The sequence below is a fragment of the Roseicella sp. DB1501 genome (assembly GCF_013112485.1).
Classification (GTDB): domain Bacteria; phylum Pseudomonadota; class Alphaproteobacteria; order Acetobacterales; family Acetobacteraceae; genus Paracraurococcus.
On the sequence record NZ_JABFHG010000002.1, the window covers coordinates 229,878 to 250,521 of the forward strand.

At 70.1% G+C, this 20,644-nt stretch carries 14 protein-coding genes and 1 pseudogene; 6 read left to right on the plus strand and 9 right to left on the minus strand.

The features are described from left to right. Positions 1-17: 17 nt before the first annotated feature. The 6 genes and pseudogenes from HJG45_RS04455 to HJG45_RS04480 form a co-directional block, all read right to left on the minus strand. Entirely contained in the window at positions 18-1,619 is a 1,602-nt protein-coding gene (locus HJG45_RS04455) for an ABC transporter substrate-binding protein (RefSeq protein ID WP_171610892.1), read from the minus strand. Positions 1,620-1,799: 180 nt separating this feature from the next. After that, on the minus strand, positions 1,800-3,374 hold the full coding sequence (locus HJG45_RS04460; protein ID WP_171610893.1) for an ABC transporter substrate-binding protein: 1,575 nt from the start codon (positions 3,372-3,374) through the stop codon (positions 1,800-1,802). Between the two features lie 3 nt (positions 3,375-3,377). Continuing rightward, on the minus strand, positions 3,378-4,955 hold the full coding sequence (locus HJG45_RS04465; RefSeq protein WP_171610894.1) for an ABC transporter substrate-binding protein: 1,578 nt from the start codon (positions 4,953-4,955) through the stop codon (positions 3,378-3,380). Further along, positions 4,952-6,532, minus strand: a pseudogene (locus HJG45_RS04470) (ABC transporter substrate-binding protein). Before HJG45_RS04470 ends, HJG45_RS04465 begins: the two are co-directional and overlap by 4 nt. A gap of 24 nt (positions 6,533-6,556) precedes the next feature. Next, positions 6,557-8,149 carry an ABC transporter substrate-binding protein gene (locus HJG45_RS04475; RefSeq protein WP_171610895.1) on the minus strand — a complete coding sequence of 531 codons (1,593 nt, stop codon included), beginning with the start codon at positions 8,147-8,149 and terminating at the stop codon, positions 6,557-6,559. Between the two features lie 162 nt (positions 8,150-8,311). Beyond that, positions 8,312-9,901 (minus strand): ABC transporter substrate-binding protein, encoded by a 1,590-nt coding sequence (locus tag HJG45_RS04480; RefSeq protein ID WP_171610896.1) that lies wholly within the window; start codon positions 9,899-9,901, stop codon positions 8,312-8,314. A 172-nt stretch (positions 9,902-10,073) separates the two neighbouring features. On the opposite strand from HJG45_RS04480, the gene HJG45_RS04485 reads away from it, so the two are divergent. Both HJG45_RS04485 and HJG45_RS04490 read left to right on the plus strand, forming a co-directional pair. Continuing rightward, positions 10,074-10,547: a GtrA family protein gene (locus HJG45_RS04485; protein WP_171610897.1), complete on the plus strand. Its 474-nt coding sequence runs from the start codon at positions 10,074-10,076 to the stop codon at positions 10,545-10,547. Between the two features lie 204 nt (positions 10,548-10,751). Beyond that, a complete protein-coding gene (locus HJG45_RS04490; protein WP_408902009.1) occupies positions 10,752-11,786 on the plus strand; it encodes a glycosyltransferase family 2 protein in 1,035 nt (344 codons plus the stop codon). A gap of 33 nt (positions 11,787-11,819) precedes the next feature. Here HJG45_RS04490 and HJG45_RS04495 read toward each other — a convergent pair whose 3' ends face one another. Further along, positions 11,820-13,049: an outer membrane beta-barrel protein gene (locus HJG45_RS04495; protein WP_171610898.1), complete on the minus strand. Its 1,230-nt coding sequence runs from the start codon at positions 13,047-13,049 to the stop codon at positions 11,820-11,822. Positions 13,050-13,541: 492 nt separating this feature from the next. Between HJG45_RS04495 and HJG45_RS04500 the strand changes: the two genes are divergently transcribed. From HJG45_RS04500 to HJG45_RS04515, 4 genes are all read left to right on the plus strand, one after another. Beyond that, on the plus strand, positions 13,542-13,970 hold the full coding sequence (locus HJG45_RS04500) for a hypothetical protein (RefSeq protein ID WP_171610899.1): 429 nt from the start codon (positions 13,542-13,544) through the stop codon (positions 13,968-13,970). A gap of 3 nt (positions 13,971-13,973) precedes the next feature. Then, entirely contained in the window at positions 13,974-15,740 is a 1,767-nt protein-coding gene (locus HJG45_RS04505; protein ID WP_171610900.1) for a type I secretion system permease/ATPase, read from the plus strand. Beyond that, positions 15,740-17,149, plus strand: a complete 1,410-nt coding sequence (locus tag HJG45_RS04510; RefSeq protein ID WP_171610901.1) for an HlyD family type I secretion periplasmic adaptor subunit — start codon at positions 15,740-15,742, stop codon at positions 17,147-17,149. Before HJG45_RS04505 ends, HJG45_RS04510 begins: the two co-directional genes overlap by 1 nt. Positions 17,150-17,227: 78 nt before the next feature. After that, on the plus strand, positions 17,228-17,503 hold the full coding sequence (locus HJG45_RS04515) for a hypothetical protein (RefSeq protein ID WP_171610902.1): 276 nt from the start codon (positions 17,228-17,230) through the stop codon (positions 17,501-17,503). A 206-nt stretch (positions 17,504-17,709) separates the two neighbouring features. Here the strand turns inward: HJG45_RS04515 and galE are convergent, their stop codons facing one another. Beyond that, positions 17,710-18,708 (minus strand): UDP-glucose 4-epimerase GalE, encoded by a 999-nt coding sequence (galE, locus tag HJG45_RS04520; RefSeq protein WP_171610903.1) that lies wholly within the window; start codon positions 18,706-18,708, stop codon positions 17,710-17,712. A gap of 10 nt (positions 18,709-18,718) precedes the next feature. After that, on the minus strand, positions 18,719-20,587 hold the full coding sequence (locus HJG45_RS04525; RefSeq protein WP_171610904.1) for a polysaccharide biosynthesis tyrosine autokinase: 1,869 nt from the start codon (positions 20,585-20,587) through the stop codon (positions 18,719-18,721). Between the last annotated feature and the right edge of the window lie 57 nt (positions 20,588-20,644).

The window sequence follows — 20,644 nt, forward strand, 5'->3', positions numbered from 1 at the left end:
ATGCGGTGTCCCGGCGGTCAGGATTTGGTCACGCCCCAGAAGATGGGCAACGGCCCCTTCTGGATGCCGGAGATGTTGGAGCGCCAGGCCTGATAGGTGAGGAAGAAGCCGGTCGGCGCGTAGACGACGTTCTCGATCGCCGCCTTGTTCAGGCGCCGGATCGCCGCCTTCTCGGTCTCGAGGTCGGGGGCGTCGAACCAGTTCGCCACCTCGGTCTCCACTTCCGGCACCTTCGGCCAGCCGAACCAGGCGCCGTCGCCATTGGCGCGGATGGCGATGTAGACAGCCGGGTTGATGCAGTCGGCGCCGGCATGCCAGGAGTGGAACATGCTCCAGCCGCCCTGCCCCACCGGATTCTTCATGGCGCGGCGCTGGCCGGTGGTGCCCCAGTCGGTGGCGACGAAGTCGACGTTGAAGCCGATCCGCTTCAGCAGGTCGGCCGTCACGTCGCCCTGTGACTTGGTGATCGGCTGGTCCTGCGCGACGATGCAGGGCACCGGCTCGCCCTTGTAGCCGCTCTCGGCCAGCAGGCGCTTGGCGAGGTCGAGGTTGCGCGGCCCCTTCAGGACGTCGCCGCCCTCCTCGGTGTAGAGCGGCGTGCCCGGCGTGAAATAGCCCGGCAGCGGCTTCCACAGCTTGTCGTCGTCGCCGACCAGCGCCCGCATGTAGTCTTCCTGTGACAGGGCGACCATCACCGCCTGCCGCGCCTTCAGCGAGTTGAAGGGCGTGGTCAGGTGGTTCATACGGAAGGTGCCGACATTGCCGAGCGGGTCGGCGATGTCGGCGCGGATGTTGCGGTTGCGCCGAAGCGTAGGCACCAGATCGGTGATGGGGTTCTCCCACCAGTCGATCTCGCCGTTCTGCAGCGCGGCGGCGGCTGTCGCCGGGTCTGGCATGACGATCCATTCGACGCGGTCGATGTTGATCACCTTGCCGCCGGCGAGCCAGCTCGGCTTCTCCTGCCGCGGCTGGTAGTCGGCGAATTTCTCGAACACCGCCTTGGCGCCCGGCACCCATTCGTTGCGCAGGAAGCGCATCGGGCCGGAGCCGACATACTCCGTGATCTGCTGGAACGGATCGGTCCTGGCGATGCGCTCCGGCATGATGAAGGCCATCGGCGTCGAGTTCTTGCCGAGCGCCATCAGCAGCTTCGGATAAGGCTTCTTCAGCACCCAGCGGAAGCTGCGGTCATCGACCGCCACCAGCTCCTGCTGCAGCGCCTTCAGCATCAGCCCCATGGAATCGCGGGCGGACCAGCGCGTCAGGCTCGCCACCACGTCGCGCGAGGTCACCGGGCTGCCATCGTGGAATTTGAGACCGGAGCGCAGCTTGAAGGTCCAGGTGAGGCCGTCCGAGGACACCTCCTCGGACTCCACCATCTGGCGTTGCGGGCGCAGCTCCTCGTCGAAGCCGTAGAGCGTGTCCCAGACCAGCGCCGCCGCGTTGCGGACGACGTATTGCGTGCCCCAGATCGGGTCGAAATTGGCCAGGTTGGCCTGCGGCACGAAGCGCAGGGTGCGCGCGGCCGCGCCCTGGGACAGCGCCGGCGCCGGCCGGCCGCCGAGCAAGGCGGCACCGCCGGCCGCAACGCCGGTCTTCAGGAAATTCCTGCGGTCCATTGTCGTCTCCCAGTTCCGGCCCGGACGCGCCCGCTGCGCCCGGTTTCCAGCCAGCCTGCCTTAAGCTTAGGCAGGGCGCCAGCATCCATCGGTTGCCGCCCTGGCCCGGCGACAGCCGGCTTGCTCTCGGCTCGATGGACTTGCACGCGCCATGCCAGCAAACGCGCCGGATCGCGCCCTTCAGTCCTTCGCCACGCCCCAGAACACCGTGGCGGGGGCGCGGAAGGCGCCCGTCACCTTGCGGTTCCAGGCGGAGGGCTGCCAATAGAAGCCGAGCGGGAGGTAGGGCAAGACCTCCATCGCCCGGCGGTTCAGCGCCTCCGCCACCTGGCGTTGCATCGCCAGGTCGGGCGCCGCGATCCAGGCGGCGCGCAGCCGCTCGATCTCCGCATCTCGCGGCCAGCCGAACCAGGCGGCATCGCCATTCGCCCGCAGGAACAGGTGGAAGACCGGCAGGCTGAGCGACTGGCCGGAGGCGGTGGTGTGGATCAGGCTCCAGCCGCCCTTCTCCACCGGCTCGCGGCTCGTCCGCCGCTGCACCAGCGTGCCCCAGTCGGTCGAGACGAGCTCGAGGTTCATCCCCATCCGCTGCAGCAGATCGGCGGTGACGAGCGAGAGGGCGTTGATCTGCGGATAGTCGCCCGGGGCGACGAGCACGACCTTCTCATTGGCATAGCCAGCCTCGCGCAGCGCCGTCCGGGCCCGGTCGAGGCTGCGCGTCTTCAGCACCTCGCTGCCGGCCCCGTTCGCCAGCGGGCTGTTGCAGGCGAAGACGCCCTCGCAGGTCTCCCAGCCGCCGGGCTCGTTGCCGGCGACGGCGCGCATGTAGTCGCGCTGGTCGATCGCCAGCGCCAGGGCGCGACGGATGCCCGGATTGTCGAAGGGCGGCTGCAGGTGGTTGAAGCGGCAGATGCCGTAGGTGCCGTCGAGCAGCCGCTGCTCCACCACCAGCTCGCGCGAGCGGCGCAGCAGCGGCAGCAGGTCGTGCAGCGGGTATTCCCAGTAATCCTGCTCGCCGGTGACCATGGCATTCGCCGCCGTCGCGGGATCGGAGATCACCGTCCATTCGACGCGGTCGAGCCGCGGCGCGCGGCCGCCGGCGAGCCCGTCCACCGGCTCCTGGCGCGGCAGGTAGCCGTCGAACCTCGCCCAGACGGCGCGCTGCCCCGGGTTCCACTCATCGGCGAGGAAGCGGAAGGGGCCGCTGCCCACCGCGTCGCGCAATTGCTGGAAGGCATCCGTCGCGGCGAGCCGCTCGGGCATGACGAAGCAGGGGAATTGCGTCTGGCCCAGCGCCATGAGGAGCAAGGGCAGCGGCTTGTGCAGGCGGAAGCGGAAGCGGCGGTCGTCGAGCGCTGTCACCTCCGCCACATCCGGCCAGAGCACCTGCATGAACGGGTCGCGCCGCGCCCAGCGCCGGATGCTGGCGACGCAGTCCCGCGCCCGCACCGGCTCGCCGTCATGGAAGCGCAGGCCCTCGCGCAGGGTGAAGGTCCAGGCGAGGCTGTCCGCCTCCACCACCCAGCCCTCGGCCATCTGCGGCCGGATCGTGCCCTGCGCGTCCTGGGCGCAGATCTGGTCGTAGACCATGAAGGCGTGGTTGCGGGTGACCACGGCGGTGGTCCAGACCGGATCGAGGCTGGTGAGGTTGGCCTGCGGCACGACGCGCAGCCTTCCCGCCCCGGGCGTCGCGGCGAGCGCGGGCGCCGCGAGGCCCAGGGCGAACGGCGTCTGCAACAGGCCGCGACGGCGCATGGCTCAGGCCCTCCGGATGCCCCAGAAAATGGCGAAGCCCTTCACCCGGTCAACCAGCGTGCGGCGATGGGCGGTGATCGAATAATAGGCGCCCGTCGGGATGTAGGGCAGCCCCTGCATCGCCGCGAGCTGGATCCGCCGCGCCAGCGCCTGCCGCGCCGGCAGGTCCGGCGCGTCCAGCCAGGCGGCGCGCAGCCGCTCGACCTCCGGCAGGTCGGGCCAGCCCGGCGCCGCCTTCTCGCCATCGGAGCGGAGCTGCGCATGGGTGACGGGGTTGATGAAATCCATGCCGGATGATGCGAAGCAGGCGATGGACCAGCCCCCCTGGTCGAGCGGGCCGCGATTCATCCGCCGCTGCGCCAGCGTGCCCCAATCGCTCAGCACCACCTCGAGATTGAGGTCGAGCTGCCGCAGCAGATCGGCCGCCACCTGCGCCTGGGCGGTGGTGGAGACGATGTCGGTGGTGCCGAGCAGGCGCACCTTCTCGCCACGATAGCCGGCCTCCTTCAGCGCCTGCCGCGCCGCGGCGATGCTGCGCGGCCCGGTCAGCGGCGCCAGCCCGGCATCGTTGGCGAAGGGGCCGCCAGGGGTGAAGAAGCCGACGCCCGTCTCGAATTTCGCCGGCTCGGGGCCGACGATCGCGGTCATGAAATCCTCCTGGCTGATCGCCGGCAGGAAGGCGCGGCGGATCGCCGGGTTGTCGAAGGGCGGCTGGCGGTGGTTGAAGCGGAACTGGCCGGGCAACGGCAGCGGGTCGATCGGCTCGAGCAGCAGGCCGCGGTTGCGGCCGAGCAGCGTCTGGATCTCGGCCGGCATCTGCTCCAGCCAGTCCACCTCGCCCGCGCTCAGCGCCGCGGCGGCGGTGCCGGCATCGGGGATGATGGACCATTCGACGCGGTCGAAATGCACCAGCTTCGGCCCGGCGGTGAGGCCGCTGCCGCCGGCCGGCGTCGGCACGTAGTCCGGGTTACGCTCCCAGACCGCGCGGCTGCCCTGGCGGAACTCGTCCATGCGGAAGCGGAAGGGGCCGCTGCCGGTCGGGTCGCGGATCTGCTGGAAGGGATCGGTCGCGGCGATGCGCGCCGGCATGATGAAGGGCTGCGGATTGGCCGGCATCGCCAGCGCCTCAATCAGCAGCGGGAAGCGCGCGCGCAGCCGGAAGCGGAAGCGCCGGTCGTCGAGCGCGGCGAGCTCCTCGGTGCGCGCCGCCAGCGCCTGGCCCATGGCGCTGCGCGCCATCCAGCGTCGCAGCGAGGCGACGCAATCCTCGGCCTGCACCGGCGCGCCATCGTGGAAGCGCAGCCCCTCGCGCAGGGTGATGGTGACGCTGCGGCCGTCCTCCTCCTCGAGATGGCCCGCCGCCATCTGCGGATGCACCCGGAAGGCCAGGTCCACGCCGAAGAGCGTGTCATAGACCATGTAGCCGTGGTTGCGGATGACGTTGGAAGTGACCGCGACGGGGTCCAGTCCGCCGAGATCGGCCTGCGGCACGAAGCGCAGCACGCGCGCCGCGGACTGCGAGAGCGCCGGCGCCGCCGGCAGCGTGGCGCCGGCGGCGAGCAAGGTGCGGCGCGCGATCATGCGCGCCGCAGGTTCCAGAACAGCGCGAAGCCCGGCACCCGCCCCTGGAGGTCGCGCCGCAGCGAGGTGAGCGAGGTGTAGGAGCCGACCGGGATATAGGGCAGCTCGTCCAACGCGGTGCGCTGGATGTCGCGGGCGATGCGCCTCTGCGCCTCGAGGTCCGGCGCCTCGAACCAGGCATCGCGCAGCTCCTCCAGCCGCGGCATGGTCGGCCAGCCGAACCAGGCGCTGGTCCCGTTGCCGCGCAGCGGGGAATTGCCGGCGGGATCGGCGAATTCGAAAGAGGCGAAGGCGGTGAGGAAGACGCTCCAGCCGCCCTTCTCCACCGGCTCGCGGCTGGCCCGGCGCTGGATGACGCTGCCCTAATCGGTGAGGACGAAGTCGAGATTGACGCCGAGCCGGCGGAACATGTCGCCCGCCACCTGGGTCATCGCCGCCGGCGCCAGGATGTCGGTCGGGCCGATCAGGCGGATGAGCTGGTCCGTGTAGCCCGCCTCCTTCAGCAGCGCCTTGGCGCGGTCGATGCTGCGCGGCCCGGTCAGCGCTTCCATCCCGGCATCGTTGGCCAGCGGCGTGTCCGGGGTGAAGACGCCCATCGGGGCGAAGAGCGCCGGATCGGGCCCGACGATCGCCGTCATGTAGTCCGCTTGGTCGATCGCCGGCAGCAGGGCTTGGCGCATCTTCCTGTCGTTGAAGGGCGGGTGCAGGTGGTTGAAGCGCAGGATCGCCGGGTTGCGCAGCCGGTCGATCGGCTCGACGGTGATCTGCCGGTTGCGACGGAAGAGCTCCTGGATCTCCGGCGGCGGCTGCTCGTACCAGTCGATCTCGCCGGCCTGCAGCGCCGCCGAGGCGGTCGCGGCATCGACGATGATGTGCCATTCGATGCGGTCGAAATGGGCCCGCTTCGGCCCGGCCGTCAGGCTCGGCTCGCCGCTGCTGACAGGTACGTAGTCCGGGTTGCGCTGATAGGCGACGAAGCTGCCGGAATTGTAGTCCCGCGCCAGGAAGCGGAAGGGTCCGCTGCCCACCGTCTCCTGGATCTGCTGATAGGGATCGGTGCGGGCGATCCGCTCCGGCATGATGAAGGCGGCCGGGTTGGTGGGCGTCGCCAGCGCCTGCAGCAGCATCGGGAAGCGCCGCTTCAGCCGGAACCGGAGACGCCGGTCGTCGAGCGCCGAGAGCTCTTCGATCGCCGGCTCCAGCTTCTGGCCGATGCTGCTGCGCTTCATCCAGCGCCGGAGGGAGGCGACGCAATCCGCCGCCCGCACCGGCTCGCCATCATGGAAGCGCAGCCCCTCCCGCAGCGTGATGGTGCAGAGGCGGTCGTCATCCTCGAAGACCTGCCCGGCCGCCATCTGCGGTTGCGGCCGGAACTGCGCATCCATGCCGTAGAGCACGTCGTAGACGAGCCAGGCATGGTTGCGGGTGACATTGGCCGTGGTCCAGATCGGATCCAGGCTGGTCAGATTGGCCTGTGGCACGAATTTCAGCACGCGGCTGCCCGCGGGCTGGCCAACGGCCAGGCGCGGCAGGGTCGCCGCCGCGGCCGTGCCGGCGAGGAATTCGCGTCGATGCATCGCTTGCTCCGCCTCCGCCCGGCTTCAGGCGGTCTTCTTGATGCTCCAGAAGAGCGGCATGCCCTTCGGCACGTCGCTGAGGCTGCGCCGATAGGCCGTGGCCTGGAAGTACTGGCCGAGCGGCAGGGTCGGCGCCTCCTCGAAGGCCGCGAGTTGCATCTCGCGTGCCAGGGGTTTCTGGGCGGCGAGGTCGGGCGCGTCGAACCAGCGCTGCCGCAGCGCCTCCAGCCGCTCCGAGCTGGACCAGCCCCACCAGCCATCCTTGCCATTGCCGCGGATCGGCTGGTTGACGCCGGGATTGATGACGTCGAGCCCGGTCCAGAAGGTGAAGAACATGCTCCAGCCGCCCTTCTCCACCGGCTCGCGGCTCGCGCGGCGGGCGACGACGCTGGCCCAGTCGGTGGCGACGAACTCGACATTCATGCCGCAGCGGCGGAGCATGTCGTTGCCGACCTGCCCGAGCGCGTTCAGAGTCGGGAAATCGGTCGCGGCGAGCAGCACGACCTTCTCGCCCTTGTAGCCGGCGGCGGCGATCTCGCGCTTCACCTTGTCGACGTCGCGCGGGCCCTTCAGCACCTCGAGCCCGGCATCGCTCGCCAGCGGCGTCTCCGGCGGGAAGAAGCCGACGCCGTCGCGCCAGAGGCTGCGATCGGTGCCGGTTACCGCCACCATGTAGTCCTCCTGGCTCACCGCGCCCATCAGGGCCCGGCGGATGCCCGGATTGTCGAAGGGCGGATGCAGGTGGTTGAAGCGGCCCCAACCGACCAGCCCGGTCGGGTTCGGGTTGTCGATGCGGATGTTGCGGTTGCCCTGCAGCACCGGCAGCAGGTCCGAGGTCGGCACCTCCCACCAATCCGTCTCGCCGTTCTGCAACGCGGCGCCGGCAGTGGCCGGATCGGGGGTGACGATCCATTCCACCCGGTCGAGATTCACCCGCTTCGGCCCGGAGGTCCAGCTCGGCGTGCCCTGCTCGCGCGGGCGGTACTCGGCGAAGCGTTCATAGACGAAGCGGCTGCCCTGAATGCGCTCATCCGCCTTGAAGCGGAAGGGGCCGCTGCCGATCATCTCGGTGACCGGCTTCGAAGCATCCGTCTTCGCCAGCCGCTCGGGCATGATGAAGCAGCAGGGCGTCACCAGGCTGCCCAGTGCCTCAGCCAGCATCGTATAGGGACGCTTGAGGCGGAAGACGATGCGCCGGTCATCGGCCGCCGACATCTCGCCGAGCCGCGCGTTCAGCTCCTGTCCGAGCGGGTGCCGCGCCGCCCAGCGCCGGATGGAGGCGACGCAGTCCTGCGCCCGCACCGGCGAGCCGTCATGGAATTGCAGCCCGGGCCGCAGCGTGATGGTCCAGCGCAACCCGTCCTCCTCGACCACGTGGCCCTCGGCCATCTGCGGCGTCACGCGGAACTCCGCATCCATGCCGTAGAGCGTGTCGAAGACCATGAAGCCGTGATGGCGGGTGACATAGGCGGTGGTGATGTGCGGATCGAGGATGCCGAGATCCGATTGCGGGATGAACTTCAGCAGCCGTGCCGCTGCCGGCTGCGCCAGCGCCGGGGCCGCGAGGCCGCCCAGCGCCAGCCCCGCGCCGCCCAGGAGAATATCGCGTCGCTGCATTGCCCGGCCTCCGCCTTCTTCGTCACGCTTCTCGTGGTCCGTGCGGCACACTAGACCATGCGGCGCGCCGCCTTTCCAGGCGGCGCGCCACGCCATTCATGTATCGAATCATTGTCGCGCAACCTTGGGCGACGCAGCGTCACCGCGCGCCGCCCGGCGGCATCAGCCCTTCCTGACGTTCCAGAACATCGGCAGGCCGTTCAGCACGCCGCTGATATTGGTCCGGTAGGTCCAGGGCTGGAAATACTGCCCGGCCGGGATGTAGGGCACCTCGCGCATCCCCTCCTCCTGGATCTCGCGGGCGATCCGCTGCTGCTCGGCGAGGTTCGGCGCGTCGAGCCATTCGCTGCGCAGCGCCTCCAGCTTCGGCATGGTCGGCCAGCCAAACCAGGCGTTCAGCCCATTGCCGCGCAGGCCGAGATGCCCGGCCGGGCTGAAGAAGTCGAGCCCGGTGAAGAAGGTGAGGAAGATGCTCCAGCCACCCTGGTCCGGCGGGTTGCGGTTGGCGCGGCGGGTGACGACGCTGCCCCAGTCGGTGGCGACGAAGTCGACATTCATGCCCGACTTCTGCAGCATGTCGAGGCAGACCTGCCCGAGCGCGTTGAGCGAGGGGAAATCCGTGGCGGCGATCAGCACCACCTTCTCCCCCTTGTAGCCGGCGGCGGCGAGGTCGCGCCTGACCTTCGCGTAGTCGCGCGGCCCCTGCAGCGGCGCCAGCCCGACATCGGAGGCGAAGGGCGTGCCGGGCGGGAAGAAGCCGACATTGTCCCGCCAGGTGCTGGGATCGGTGCCGATCACCGCCGTCATGTAGTCCGCCTGGTTGGTGGCGCCGAGCAGGGCGCGGCGGATCCCGGGATTGTTGAAGGGCGGATGCAGGTGGTTGAAGCGGCAGAGTGCCATCAGCCCGGTCGGGTCATAGGCCTCGACCTTGATGTTGCGGTTGCGCTTGAGCAGCGGCAACAGATCGGCGGTCGGCTGCTCCCACCAGTCCATCTCGCCAGATTGCAGCGCACCGGCGGCGGTCGAGGCATCCGGGATCACATGCCACTCGACACGGTCGAAATTCGCCCGCTTCGGCCCCGACGTCCATTCCACGCTGCCGCCCTCGCGCGGCAGGTAATCCGGATTGCGCTCATAGACCACGAGGCTGCCGGGCACCCGCTCGTCGCCCTTGAATCGGAAGGGGCCGGAGCCGATGACCTCCTTGATCGGCGTGTTCGCATCCGTCTGCGCGATCCGCTCGGGCATGATGAAGCAGACCGGGCTGCCGGGCTTGGCCAGGGCATCGAGGAGCAGCGCGAAAGGCTTCTTCAGCCGGAAGGTCAGGGTGCGGTCATCGGTCGCGGCCAGTTCCTCGGTCGCGGCGGCCAATGCCTGGCCCATCGCGTCCCGCTGCCACCAACGCTTGATGCTGGCCACGGCATCCTTTGCCAGCACCGGCGCGCCGTCATGGAATTTGAGGCCGGAGCGCAGCGTGATGCTGACGCGCCGACCATCCTCCTCCACCCGGTGGCCCTCGGCCATCTGCGGCTGCGGCTTGAATTGCGCGTCCATGCCATAGAGCGTGTCGTAGACGACGAAACCATGGTTGCGGGTGACATAGGCGGTGGTGACGATGGGATCGATCACCGCGACATCGGCCTGCGGGATGAATTTCAGCACCCGCGCCCCGGCCGGCTGGGCCAGCGCCGGCGCGGCGAGCGGCAGGGTGGCCGCCCCGGCCGTGCCGAGGAGGAAGCTGCGACGATCCATGATCCCGTTCCCGTCATGTGAAGCCGCGGCAAGGCAAGCCCGATCGTCGCGCCAGCGCAAGGGGGTCGTGCCGGCCGGCGGTGCGGTGCGGCCGCGGGCTGGCCAGGGATTGTCTGGACCTCCGCCCGGCGACGGATTATCGCCCTCGCCCATGCATGGACCGATCCCCGCGATGACCGGGGCACCCCGTCGCGCCTCGCGCCTCGTCGCCGCCTGCCGGGCGCATCTGTCGCTGCTCCGCTCGTTGCTCCGCTTCGGAATCGTCGGGGTGGCCGGCTTTCTCGTCGATGCCGCCGTGCTGATGGGCGGGCTGTGGCTCGGCCTCGGCCCCTGGCTCGGCCGGGTGGTGTCCTACCTGGCCGCGGCCAGCACGACCTTCGCCCTCAACCGCGCCTGGACCTTCCGCGATGCGCCGCGCGCCGCGCCGCTGCGGCAATGGGCGCTGTTCCTGCTGGTCAACCTCGCCGGCTTCGCGGTGAATTATGGAACCTATGCCGCGCTGATCGCCAGCCTGCCCCTGGTCGCCGCGCATCCGGTGCTCGGCGTCGCCGCGGGGTCGCTCGCCGGGATGGCGGGGAATTTCATTCTCTCCCGGCGGCTGGTCTTCCGGGCCGCCCGCCCGGCGCTCGCCGCGGCGCGGGGCTGATGGCGACGGACCGGTCGAGTGACCGGTTCGAGGCCCCGAACGAGCCCCGCAGCTTATGCTGCGAAGCCAGGCGAAGCGGAGCTTCGCGCCCGGCGACGGAGGGCCATCGGTATGAGCCGCCGCGCTTCCGCCATGGTCGTGGTCTAATTGGGTCGCCGCATCCCCGCCGAGCCGCCGAGGATCCCCTGCCGCTGGAGCCGCCCCGTGCCTGACCTGCCCGCCCCCGCCCGGCCCGGCTTCGCGCCGGCCCCTGCCCCGCCCCTTGCGCAGGCAGCGCCGCGGATCGCCGTCCTCATCCCCTGCTACAACGAGGAGGTGGCGATTGGCCGGGTCGTCGAGGCTTTCCGCGCCGCGCTGCCGGGGGCGGCGGTCTATGTCTACGACAACAACTCCCGCGACGGGACGCGGGAGGCGGCGCGCGCCGCCGGCGCCGTGGTCCGCACCGAGACGCTGCAGGGCAAGGGCCATGTCGTCCGCCGGATGTTCGCCGATATCGAGGCGGACATCTACGTGCTTGTCGATGGCGACGACACCTACGAGGCCGCCGCGGCGCCGCGCATGGTGGCGAGGCTGGTCGAGGACCGGCTGGACATGGTCACCGGCACCCGGGTCAGCGAGGCGGAGGAGGCCTACCGGCCGGGGCACCGGCTTGGCAACCGGGTGCTGACCGGCATGGTCCGGACCATCTTCGGCAACCGCATCACCGACATGCTGTCGGGCTACCGCGTCTTCTCGCGGCGCTTCGTCAAGAGCTTCCCGGCGCTGGCCGCGGGGTTCGAGACCGAGACGGAATTCACCGTGCATGCGCTCGAACTCATGCTGCCGGTGGGCGAGGTGCCGACCGCCTACAAGGAACGACCCGTCGGCTCGGCGAGCAAGCTGCGCACCATCCAGGATGGCTGGCGGATCCTGCAGGCGATCCTCGGCCTGGTGAAGCGGGAGAAGCCTCTGCCCTTCTTCTCCTGGATCGGCGCCGCATTGCTGCTGCTCGGCCTCGGCCTCGGCCTGCCGGTGGTCTGGACCTTCCTCGAGACCGGACTGGTGCCGCGGCTGCCGACGGCGGTGCTGGCGATGGGGCTGGTCCTGCTGTCCTTCCTCGCCTTCGTCTGCGGCCTGGTCCTCGACACCGTGACGCGGGGGCGGCTGGAGGCGAAGCGGACTGCCTATCTGGCGATCCCGGCACCGGATTTCGCCACGCCCGATTTTGCCTCGCCGAATGCCGCGCCCCGGCCGGGCTGAGGCGGGCGCGGCGCCCGCCCCGGTCGTCCGGGATCAGAGGGCGATGCGCAGCCGCACCTGGACCAGGTTGCGGTCGAATTCCTCGAAGCCGCCGGTCGCCTGGAAGCGCTGGATATAGGAATAGGTTCCGAGAATCGACATGCTGCGATTGAGCAGGTAGCGCGCCGAGGCGATGAAGACGCCATCGAGCGCGGTCTCGCTGGGGCTTGGATATTCGCGGTAGTCGACACGGAGCTGGCCGCCGAAGATGAGGTTGCGGCGGAATTCGTGGTCGACCGACACGCCGCCATAGGTGCGGGTGTAGCTGACCGCATTCTGCCGGATCGATTCCTCGATGGTCCGCGCCACGTTGAAGCGGACCGTGGTCAGCAGGGTGGGCGCCCAGGTGAGCTGGGCATCGACCGCGGGGCCGCTGAGCGGCTTGATCCCCGGGCCCTGGAAGGTGCGCTCCTGGTAGCCGATATTGACATTGGCCTGCCAGACGCCGTCGAAGTCGTAGCGGAAGCCGGCCAGGACGGCCCAGGTGAAGCTGTCGCGCGGGTGCGAGATCGCCTGGGTGTAGCTGACATCCTGCAAGCGCAGCTGCAGCGTGGCGAAGCGGTTCTCGTCGATGGCGTAGTTGGTGCCGACGGTCCCGACCACGGTGTCGAAGTCGTTTTGCGACACCGTGTTGCGAACGCCGTTCACGGTGAAGTCGTCATACCGGAAGGTGCGGTAATAGCCGTTGCCGAACAGCCCGACCCGGTTGAAGCGGGTATTGCCGTTGATCGTGAACTCGTCGGAGCTGTAGGGAACCGGCCTGGTAACACCCGCGGTCTGCACATCTGGGCTGAAGACGTCCAGGTGGTCCCGGATGTGCCGGTACCGACCTTCCAGGTTGGAGAAGGCATTGAAATCGTAACGGCCATAGCCGCCGATTTCCCAATCCGTCCAGTCGAAGCCGCTGTTGCTGAAATATTGCCGGGCATCCATATTGGCGAAGGCACCGAGAGCGTGCGTCGTCCAGTTGCTGTCGAGGTTGACCGCCAGAGCCTCGTCCACGAAGCCGTCCGACTTTCGGTTGCTCTTCGTGCCTTGCAGGTTGCTGTCGAAGCCCGGGCCGACATCGACCACCCCGTTCAGGACGAAGCTGCCCAGCCGCACACCCAGTGGGGCATAGTCCCGCCTTTGCCGCGAATCGACCGTCACGCCGCGTTCCACGTCCTGGCGCGTGATGCCGGTGGCCGCCGGCGGGCCGATGAACAGCGGCTGGCCGATGGCCAAGGGCTGTTGCGCCAGGGCCCCGGAGACGGGCAACGCGCTGACGGGCAATGCGCCAAGGAGCAGCGCCCCCGCAACCCGGGCCGGAATTCTGCTCACCATAATCCCCCCAAATCCCACGACATGTCTGCTAGCATGACGTCGCCGCGATTGCGACAAAGCGCAACGGTCACGTTCGGTCGTATCGAAAACTGTGTCCCGACTGTGTTTTCCAGCACCTCCCCTGGTCAGCAAGGCCTATCAGACTCGCTCCCAGGACTTATGTGGGAGCGTGCCCCAATGGCCCTGAGCTTCATGAGCGGTTAATACCCTCATAGAAAGTCTAATAAAGCTTGCACACATCGGGGCCTGCGTGCGTATTCGGCACGTCGCCAACCCACGCATAAGTCGTATGGTTTGGCTCCTGTTCGCGCCGTGCGGGAGCGCTCCCGCCCCTGCCGAGTGGAAGCGAAGTCAGGCGCCGCTCCCCGGAGCGGCCCACATCGGAGCCTATGAATGGCCAATACCACGACCCTCCGGCCGGAATCGTCCGGACCGCCCGAGGCCCCCCTCCCCGCGCCCACTGCCGGCGACATCACCGCTTTCCGCACCGGACGGGGGTCCGAGGAGCACGTGGTGGACCTGCTGGCCTTCGCCCTCGGCGTTGAGGCCGGCGAGCCGGCCACGCCCGAAACGGTCGCCCGGCTGCGGCAGCAGGCCGAGGCAGCGCTCAGCGCCCATTCGTTCCGCTACCTGCACAACTCGATCGAGGACATCCGGCGCGAGGCGGCGGCCGAGCAGCTCGCCAAGCTGCCGCGCCCGCCCGGCTTCGGGACAATGGTCCTGGCCAACCTCCTCGCCCTCCTTCTCTTCGGCATCGTCGCCGCCTGGCTGGCGCTGCATCCCGCAACCCTGGCCGGCCTCGCCGGCCTCCAGGCAGGCTGACGCATGTCCTACGCTAGGCTCACTGGTCCCACGGCCGGCTTCGAATCCCAGGCTCAAACCCCGCTCCAGAAGGCCCTGCGCGCCTGCCGCAAGCAGTTCATCCTGGTCGGCGTCTTCAGCGGCGTGGTGAACCTGCTGCAGCTCACCACCTCCATCTACATGATGCAGGTCTTCGACCGGGTGCTGGCCAGCCGCATCCTCGACACCCTGTACTTCCTCTCCCTCATCGCCATCTTCGCCACCCTGGTCCTGGCCTTGCTCGAGGCGGTCCGCGGCCAGGTGATGCAGCGGCTCGCCACCTGGGTGGAGCACCGGGTGGCGCCCGAGGGCTTTGTCCGCGCCATCGAGAGCACGCTGCGCGGCCGCCCCTACCGCATGGAGGCGCTGCGCGACCTGGCGGTCTGCCGCAGCTTCCTCGGCTCGCAGGGCGCGCTCTCCCTCTATGACGTGCCCTGGGTGCCGATCTACCTCGCCTTCATCTTCTCGCTGCACTGGGTGATGGGCTGCATCGCCCTCGGCGGCGCGGTGATCCTGTTCTCCCTCACCCTGCTCAGCGAGGTCTCGACCTCGAAGCTGCTGAAGGAGGCGAACATCGCCAGCATGGCCTCGCAGCGCCGGGCCGAGAGCATCACCCGCAATGCCGAAGTGATCGACAGCATGGGCATGCTGCCGGCGGTCATCGGCCAGTGGCGGGAATCGGTCGCCGCCATGGCCGAGCCGCAGCAGCGCGCCGCGGACCGGGCCGCCATGCTCGTCGCCGCGACCAAGTTCTTCCGCCTCGCGGTGCAGATCGGCATCCTCGGCGTCGGCGCCTATCTGGTGCTACAGCAGGAGCTGACCTCGGGCGCCTCGATCGCCGGCTCCATCATCATGGGCCGGGCGCTGGCCCCGGTCGAGCAGATGATCGGCGGCTGGAAGCAGCTCGTTTCCGCCCGGCAGTCCTTCCGGCGGCTGCAGACCTTCCTGACCCAGCCGCGGCTGCGCCCGGCCGGCATGCCGCTGCCCGAGCCGACCGGCCGCCTGAGCGTTGAGCGCGTCTCCTACGCCTTCCCGGGCCAGGGCGTGGCGCTGATCAAGGGCGTGAATTTCAGCCTGCAGCCGGGCGAGAGCCTGGCGATCATCGGCCCCTCGGCCGCCGGCAAGACCACGCTGATCCGGCTGCTGATCGGCACGCTGCCGCCCTCGGCCGGCACCGTCCGCCTCGACGGCGCCGATGTCTACCAGTGGATGCGCGAGGATTTCGGCCGCCATGTCGGCTACCTGCCGCAAGATGTCGAGCTCTTCGACGGCACCGTCTTCAACAACATCGCCCGCATGGCGGAGGCGGAGCCCGAGGCCGTCTACGAGGCGGCGAAGCTCGCCGGCTGCCATGAGATGATCCTGCGCCTGCCCAACGGCTACGAGACGCAGATCGGCGATGGCGGCCAGCATCTCTCGGGCGGCCAGCGGCAGCTCGTCGGCCTGGCGCGGGCGATGTTCGGCCGGCCGAAGCTGATCGTGCTCGACGAGCCGAACAGCAACCTCGACGGCGATTCCGAGGAGGCGCTGACCGCCGCGCTCGAGCGGCTGAAGGAGCAGGGCACCACCGTCGTCCTCGTCTCGCACCGCCCGACCCTGGTGCAGGGCGTCGACAAGGTGCTGCTGCTGAAGGATGGCGCGCTCGAGATGTTCGGGCCGCGCACCGAGGTGCTGAAGCGCCTGATGACCCCCCGCCCGGCCGAGGTCCCGACCCCGCCCGCCCCGCAGCGCCTTGAGGGGAGTGCCGCCTGATGAGCGCGACCGCAGAGAATCCCAACGCCCTGACGCCCGCCGCGCCGCGGAGCCTGGCACCGCTGCCGAAGAACCCCCTCGGCAGCCACCTGCCCGCCTTCCCCTTCAACCCGCTGCTCGACGCCCCGGCGCCGCGGACCCGGGTGCCGATGCTCATCGGCCTTACAGTCTTCGTCGTCTTCGTCCTCGGCTTCGCCGTCTGGGCCGGCTGGGCGCCGCTCGCCGAGGCGGCGGTCGCGCCCGGCGTCATCAAGGTCGAGGGGACGCGCCGCACCATCCAGCATCTCGAGGGCGGCATCGTCCGGGAGATCCTCTTCCACGACGGCTCGAAGGTGAAGGCGGGCGACGTCATCATGCGGCTGGACGCGATCCAGTCCGACAGCGTGCTGGAGACGCAGCGGGCGCAGCGCTGGGCGCTGCTGGCGCAGGATGCGCGGCTCGATGCCGAGATCCGGCAGGCCCGCCAGATCACCTTCCCCGACGACCTGCGCACCAGCACCGATCCGCGCGCCATCGAGGCGGTGACCGGCCAGAGCGCGCTCTTCGAGACGCGCCAGGCCAACCTCAACAGCCAGGTGCAGGTGCTGCAGGCCCGGATTGACCAGCAGCACGCCTTCATCAGCGGCGCCAACGGCCAGCTCAAGGCGACGGAGCAGCAGCTCGCCTATGCCCGGCAGGAGGAGCAGATGCGCAACGCCCTGGTGAAGCAGGGCCTGGGCCGCCTGCCGGAGCTGCTGGCCCTGCAGCGCGCCACCGCCTCGCTCGAGGGCAGCATCCAGGACCTGAAGGGCCAGATCGAGCGCGCCAACGCCTCGATCCTCGAATCCCGCCAGCAGATCAGGACGACGATCGAGCAGCGCCTCTCCGAGGCGGCGGGCGACCGCCGCGACGTCCGCGCCAAGCTGGCCGAGGCGGAGGAGAAGCTGCGGGCGGCGGTCGATGTCGCGCAGCGCCGCGAGATCGTCGCGCCGGAGAGCGGCACGCTGGTGAACCAGAAGGTCTTCACCCTGGGCGCGGTGGTGAAGCCGGGCGACCAGATCTTCGACCTGGTGCCGGACCGCGACCGCATGGTGGCCGAGGTGAACGTCCAGCCCAACGACATCGACGTGGTCTATCCCGGCCTCAAGTCGGAGGTGCGGCTGCCGGCCTTCAAGCAGCGCCTCGTGCCCTACCTGCACGGCCACGTCACCTGGATCGCCGCCGACGTCACCACCAACGAGCAGTCGCGGCAGCAATACTACCGGGCCTATGTGCTGATCGAGCCGGACCAGCTCGCGCATCTGCCGAACGTGACGCTGGTGCCGGGCATGCCGGTGGAGGCGCATATCCAGATCGGCCAGCGCACCTTCTGGCACTACCTGACCCAGCCGCTGCGCGACAGCTTCGCCCGCGCCTTCCGCGAGCAATAGAGCAGGTCGCCGCAGGGCGGCATCACCCGCGCGGCGGCGACACGGAACGCCGCCGCGCCACCAGCCGGAGAACATGCCATGACCACCGCACCCACGATCTTCGCCGACGGCATCCTCGACGCCAATGTCAGCTATGGCGTGGCGCGCCTGACGCTGGCCCAGACCGGGCCCGAGGGGAAGCCGATGGCCGCCGGCCAGCTCGTCGTCCCGCTCATCCAGCTGCCGGGCATCGTCAACGGCCTGACTGGCCTGCTGAAGCAGGTCGAGACCAAGATCCGCGAGCAGCAGGCGCAGCAGCAGCAGACCGGCGGCGGCACCGCCGAGCCCGCCAGCAGCGCCTTCCGCTTCGGCTGATTCTCCTTGCCGGTGCCGGGCGCGCCGCGTCCGGCACCGGACCGAATGGGCCGGACAGGACGGCCTGAAGACGGCGCCAGGGCCGCCCTCCCGCGAGGCCTGCCCTGGACCATGATCCGCTCACACAGGGTCGCGGATCAGGGTCTAGCCCTTGTTTGATCGCATGCTTCACGTCTTTCGGTGAGTCCACCTCAAGCGATCATGCTCTAGCCGCGGTCGTCGTAGCCCTTCGGATGCGACGAGTGCCAGTTCCAGGCGGTGCGGACGATGTCGTCGAGCGCGCCGAAGCGCGGCGTCCAACCCGTCTCCGCCCGCAGCCGGGCGGAGGAGGCGACCAGCACCGCCGGGTCGCCGGCCCGCCGCGGCCCGAGGGAATGCGGCACCTTGCGACCGCCGATCCGCTCCACCGCCTCGATCACCTGCCGCACCGAATAGCCGGTGCCGTTGCCGATGTTGTAGCGGCAGCTCGTCTCGCGCAGCCGGTCGAGCACGCGGATATGCGCCTCCGCCAGGTCGAGCACATGGACGTAGTCGCGCACGCAGGTGCCGTCCGGCGTCGGGTAGTCGGTGCCGAAGACGGTGAGCGGCGGCCGGATGCCGAGCGCGGCGCCGATGGCGAGCGGCACCAGATGCGATTCCGGCTCGTGGTCCTCGCCGATGCGCCCCTCCGGATCCGCCCCGGCGGCGTTGAAGTAGCGCAGGCAGGCCGAGCGCAGGCCATGCACCTGGTCGGCCCAGGCGAGCGCCTTCTCCACCATGAGCTTGCTCTCGCCATAGGCATTGGTCGGCGCGAGCTCGGCCTCCTCCGGGATCGGCACCTGCCGCGGATTGCCGAAGAGCGCCGCGGTCGAGGAGAGGACGAATCGCAGGCAACCGGCCTTCACCGCGGCATCGGCCACGGCGAGGCTGTTCGACAGGTTCTCGCTGCAGTAGCGGAGCGGATCGCGCATGCTTTCGCCGACCAGGGAGAGGGCGGCGAAGTGGAATACTGCGTCGAATTTCCACGCCGCGAAGACCTCGGCCAGCCGGCGCCGGTCGGCGACATTCGCCTCGATCAGCTCGACGCCCGGCGGGACCGCGCCGCGGTGCCCCTGCCGCAGGTCGTCGACGACGACCACCTCCGCCCCGCGCTCGACCAAGGTGAGCACCAGGTGGCTGCCGACATAGCCAGCGCCGCCGGTGACCAGGAATCGCTGTCCATCCATGCGCAATCCCCTACTCCCTGAAATAGCCGCTGTAGCGGGGGTGGTACAATTCCGCGTCGGCGGAGCCCGACCGGCCATGCGCCCGTGCATCCACCTGCGTCAGCGCCGCGCCGACGATCCGCGCATGCGCCTCTTCCAGCAGATCGAGCGACCGGCTGACGACTGATTGTGGAGTGTCTCCCCACCGAATACAAATCAAGGTTGCATCAGCGAGACGTGCGACCACCCTGGCATCCGCCATCGCCAGGGCCGGCGGCGCGTCGAGCACGACGAGATCGTAGTCGCGGCGGACGCGGTCGAGCATGCCGACCATGGCCTCGGACATGAAGAGGCCGAGCGAGTGGATCTCCGCCGCTCCGGCCGGGATGTAGTCGAGGCTCGAGAGGTGGTCGCGGCGGATGATCCGCTCCAGCACCGCCTGACCCAGCAGCAGGTCGGTCACGCCCGGCGCGCCCTCGCAGCGGAAGACCCGGCCGAGCGAGGGCTGCCGCACGTCGCAGTCGACGAGCAGCACCCGCTCGCCATTCATCGCCGCGGATCGCGCCAGGGAAACGGCCGTCACCGTCTTGCCCTCGCCCGGCCGCGCCGCCGTCACCACCACCACCCGCGGCGGCTCCGAGCCGAGCCAGAGGGCCGCCCGCAGCGCCCGCATGCTCTCGGCGAAGGGGCTGAGCGGCTTGCGGACGACGTAATCCTCGACCAGGTGCCGGCCGAGCAGGTGACGCCGCAGCATCGGCACCAGCGCGAGGCAGGGCAGGCCGAGGCCGGCGCGGACATCCTCGCCCGAGCGCAGCGTGCCATCCATCGTCTCGAGCAGCCAGATGAGCAGCAGGCCGAAGCCGATGCCGCAGGCCGCCGCCGCGAGGACGAGCAGCAACGTCCGCGGCGAGCTCGGCGCGCCGGGCAGCGTCGCGGGCGAGAGCAGCCTGGCATCCGGCCGCTCGATCGCCGCCTCCGAGGGCGCCTTCTGCGCCCGCTCGGTCACGGCCCGCAGCAGGCTCCGATTGGCCTCGGCCTCGCGCTCCAGCGCCGCCTGCTCGGCCGCGAGCGCCGGGGCGCCGCGGCCTGCGAGGGCGGCGCGCAACTCGGCGATGCGCGCCTCGGTCCGGGCGATGTCCTGCCGCAGTTGCGCGGCGCGGCTGTCGAGCCAGTCGCTGGCCTGCCGCAGCGCCACGAATTTCAGCTCGCGCTGATCGCCGATATGCAGCTCGGCGGCGAGGTTGGCCCCCTCCATCGCCAGGCGCGGATCCTCGGAGGAGAAGCCGAGCCGCAGCACCCGCGCATGCGGGACCGGCGCCGCCTGCAGCCGGTCGCGCACCGCCTCCGCCGCCGCCAGCTCGGCGCGCTCCTCCGCCGGCCGCGGCGCCGGCGCCGGCGTTCCGATCCAGCCCGCGAGCATGGGCGAGATCGTGCCGAGGCGGCGCGCCAGCCCGGCGGTCCAGCGCCGCCAGGCGCCGCCGGATTGCGGCGCCGGCTCCATCCACCAGGCGAATTCCAGATTCCGCGTCAGGTCGAGCTGCCGGACGATCCGTCGCGCCACGGAGAGGCTGCGGACCAGCTCCGCCTGGCTCGCCAGGATCGCCTCCATGGTCGCGTCCTGCGGCGCGCCGTCGAGGCCGGGCAGCGCGGCCTGCGCCGATTCCAGCAGCACCGTCGCCGTCGCCGTGTAGCGCGGCGTCGCCAGCCACGCCGCGACGAAGGCGAGCGCGGGAAAGAGCAGGGCGCAGACGAGCAGCACCCAGCGACGCCGGCGGATGGCGGTGAGGGCCGCGGCCAGGCGCCTGGCTTCGGGTTCGATCGGCGCGGCGATCGGGGCAGCGGTGCGGAGACTCGGCCGGTTTTCCTTCGGGGGCCGCGACTCAACCGGTCTTTCGAACATCAGCGACGCGGTTTCCCTCGGCGCGAGCATAATGCAGGTTCACGGCAATAGGCGGCG

What these genes read in the sequence shown, in the direction of transcription:
- HJG45_RS04455 (WP_171610892.1), bottom strand. Translation starts at nt 1,619, where the DNA reads ATGGACCGCAGGAATTTCCTGAAGACCGGCGTTGCGGCCGGCGGTGCC.
- HJG45_RS04460 (WP_171610893.1), bottom strand. Translation starts at nt 3,374, where the DNA reads ATGCGCCGTCGCGGCCTGTTGCAGACGCCGTTCGCCCTGGGCCTCGCG.
- HJG45_RS04465 (WP_171610894.1), bottom strand. Translation starts at nt 4,955, where the DNA reads ATGATCGCGCGCCGCACCTTGCTCGCCGCCGGCGCCACGCTGCCGGCG.
- HJG45_RS04475 (WP_171610895.1), bottom strand. Translation starts at nt 8,149, where the DNA reads ATGCAGCGACGCGATATTCTCCTGGGCGGCGCGGGGCTGGCGCTGGGC.
- HJG45_RS04480 (WP_171610896.1), bottom strand. Translation starts at nt 9,901, where the DNA reads ATGGATCGTCGCAGCTTCCTCCTCGGCACGGCCGGGGCGGCCACCCTG.
- HJG45_RS04485 (WP_171610897.1), top strand. Translation starts at nt 10,074, where the DNA reads ATGACCGGGGCACCCCGTCGCGCCTCGCGCCTCGTCGCCGCCTGCCGG.
- HJG45_RS04500 (WP_171610899.1), top strand. Translation starts at nt 13,542, where the DNA reads ATGGCCAATACCACGACCCTCCGGCCGGAATCGTCCGGACCGCCCGAG.
- HJG45_RS04505 (WP_171610900.1), top strand. Translation starts at nt 13,974, where the DNA reads ATGTCCTACGCTAGGCTCACTGGTCCCACGGCCGGCTTCGAATCCCAG.
- HJG45_RS04510 (WP_171610901.1), top strand. Translation starts at nt 15,740, where the DNA reads ATGAGCGCGACCGCAGAGAATCCCAACGCCCTGACGCCCGCCGCGCCG.
- HJG45_RS04515 (WP_171610902.1), top strand. Translation starts at nt 17,228, where the DNA reads ATGACCACCGCACCCACGATCTTCGCCGACGGCATCCTCGACGCCAAT.
- galE (WP_171610903.1), bottom strand. Translation starts at nt 18,708, where the DNA reads ATGGATGGACAGCGATTCCTGGTCACCGGCGGCGCTGGCTATGTCGGC.
- HJG45_RS04525 (WP_171610904.1), bottom strand. Translation starts at nt 20,587, where the DNA reads ATGTTCGAAAGACCGGTTGAGTCGCGGCCCCCGAAGGAAAACCGGCCG.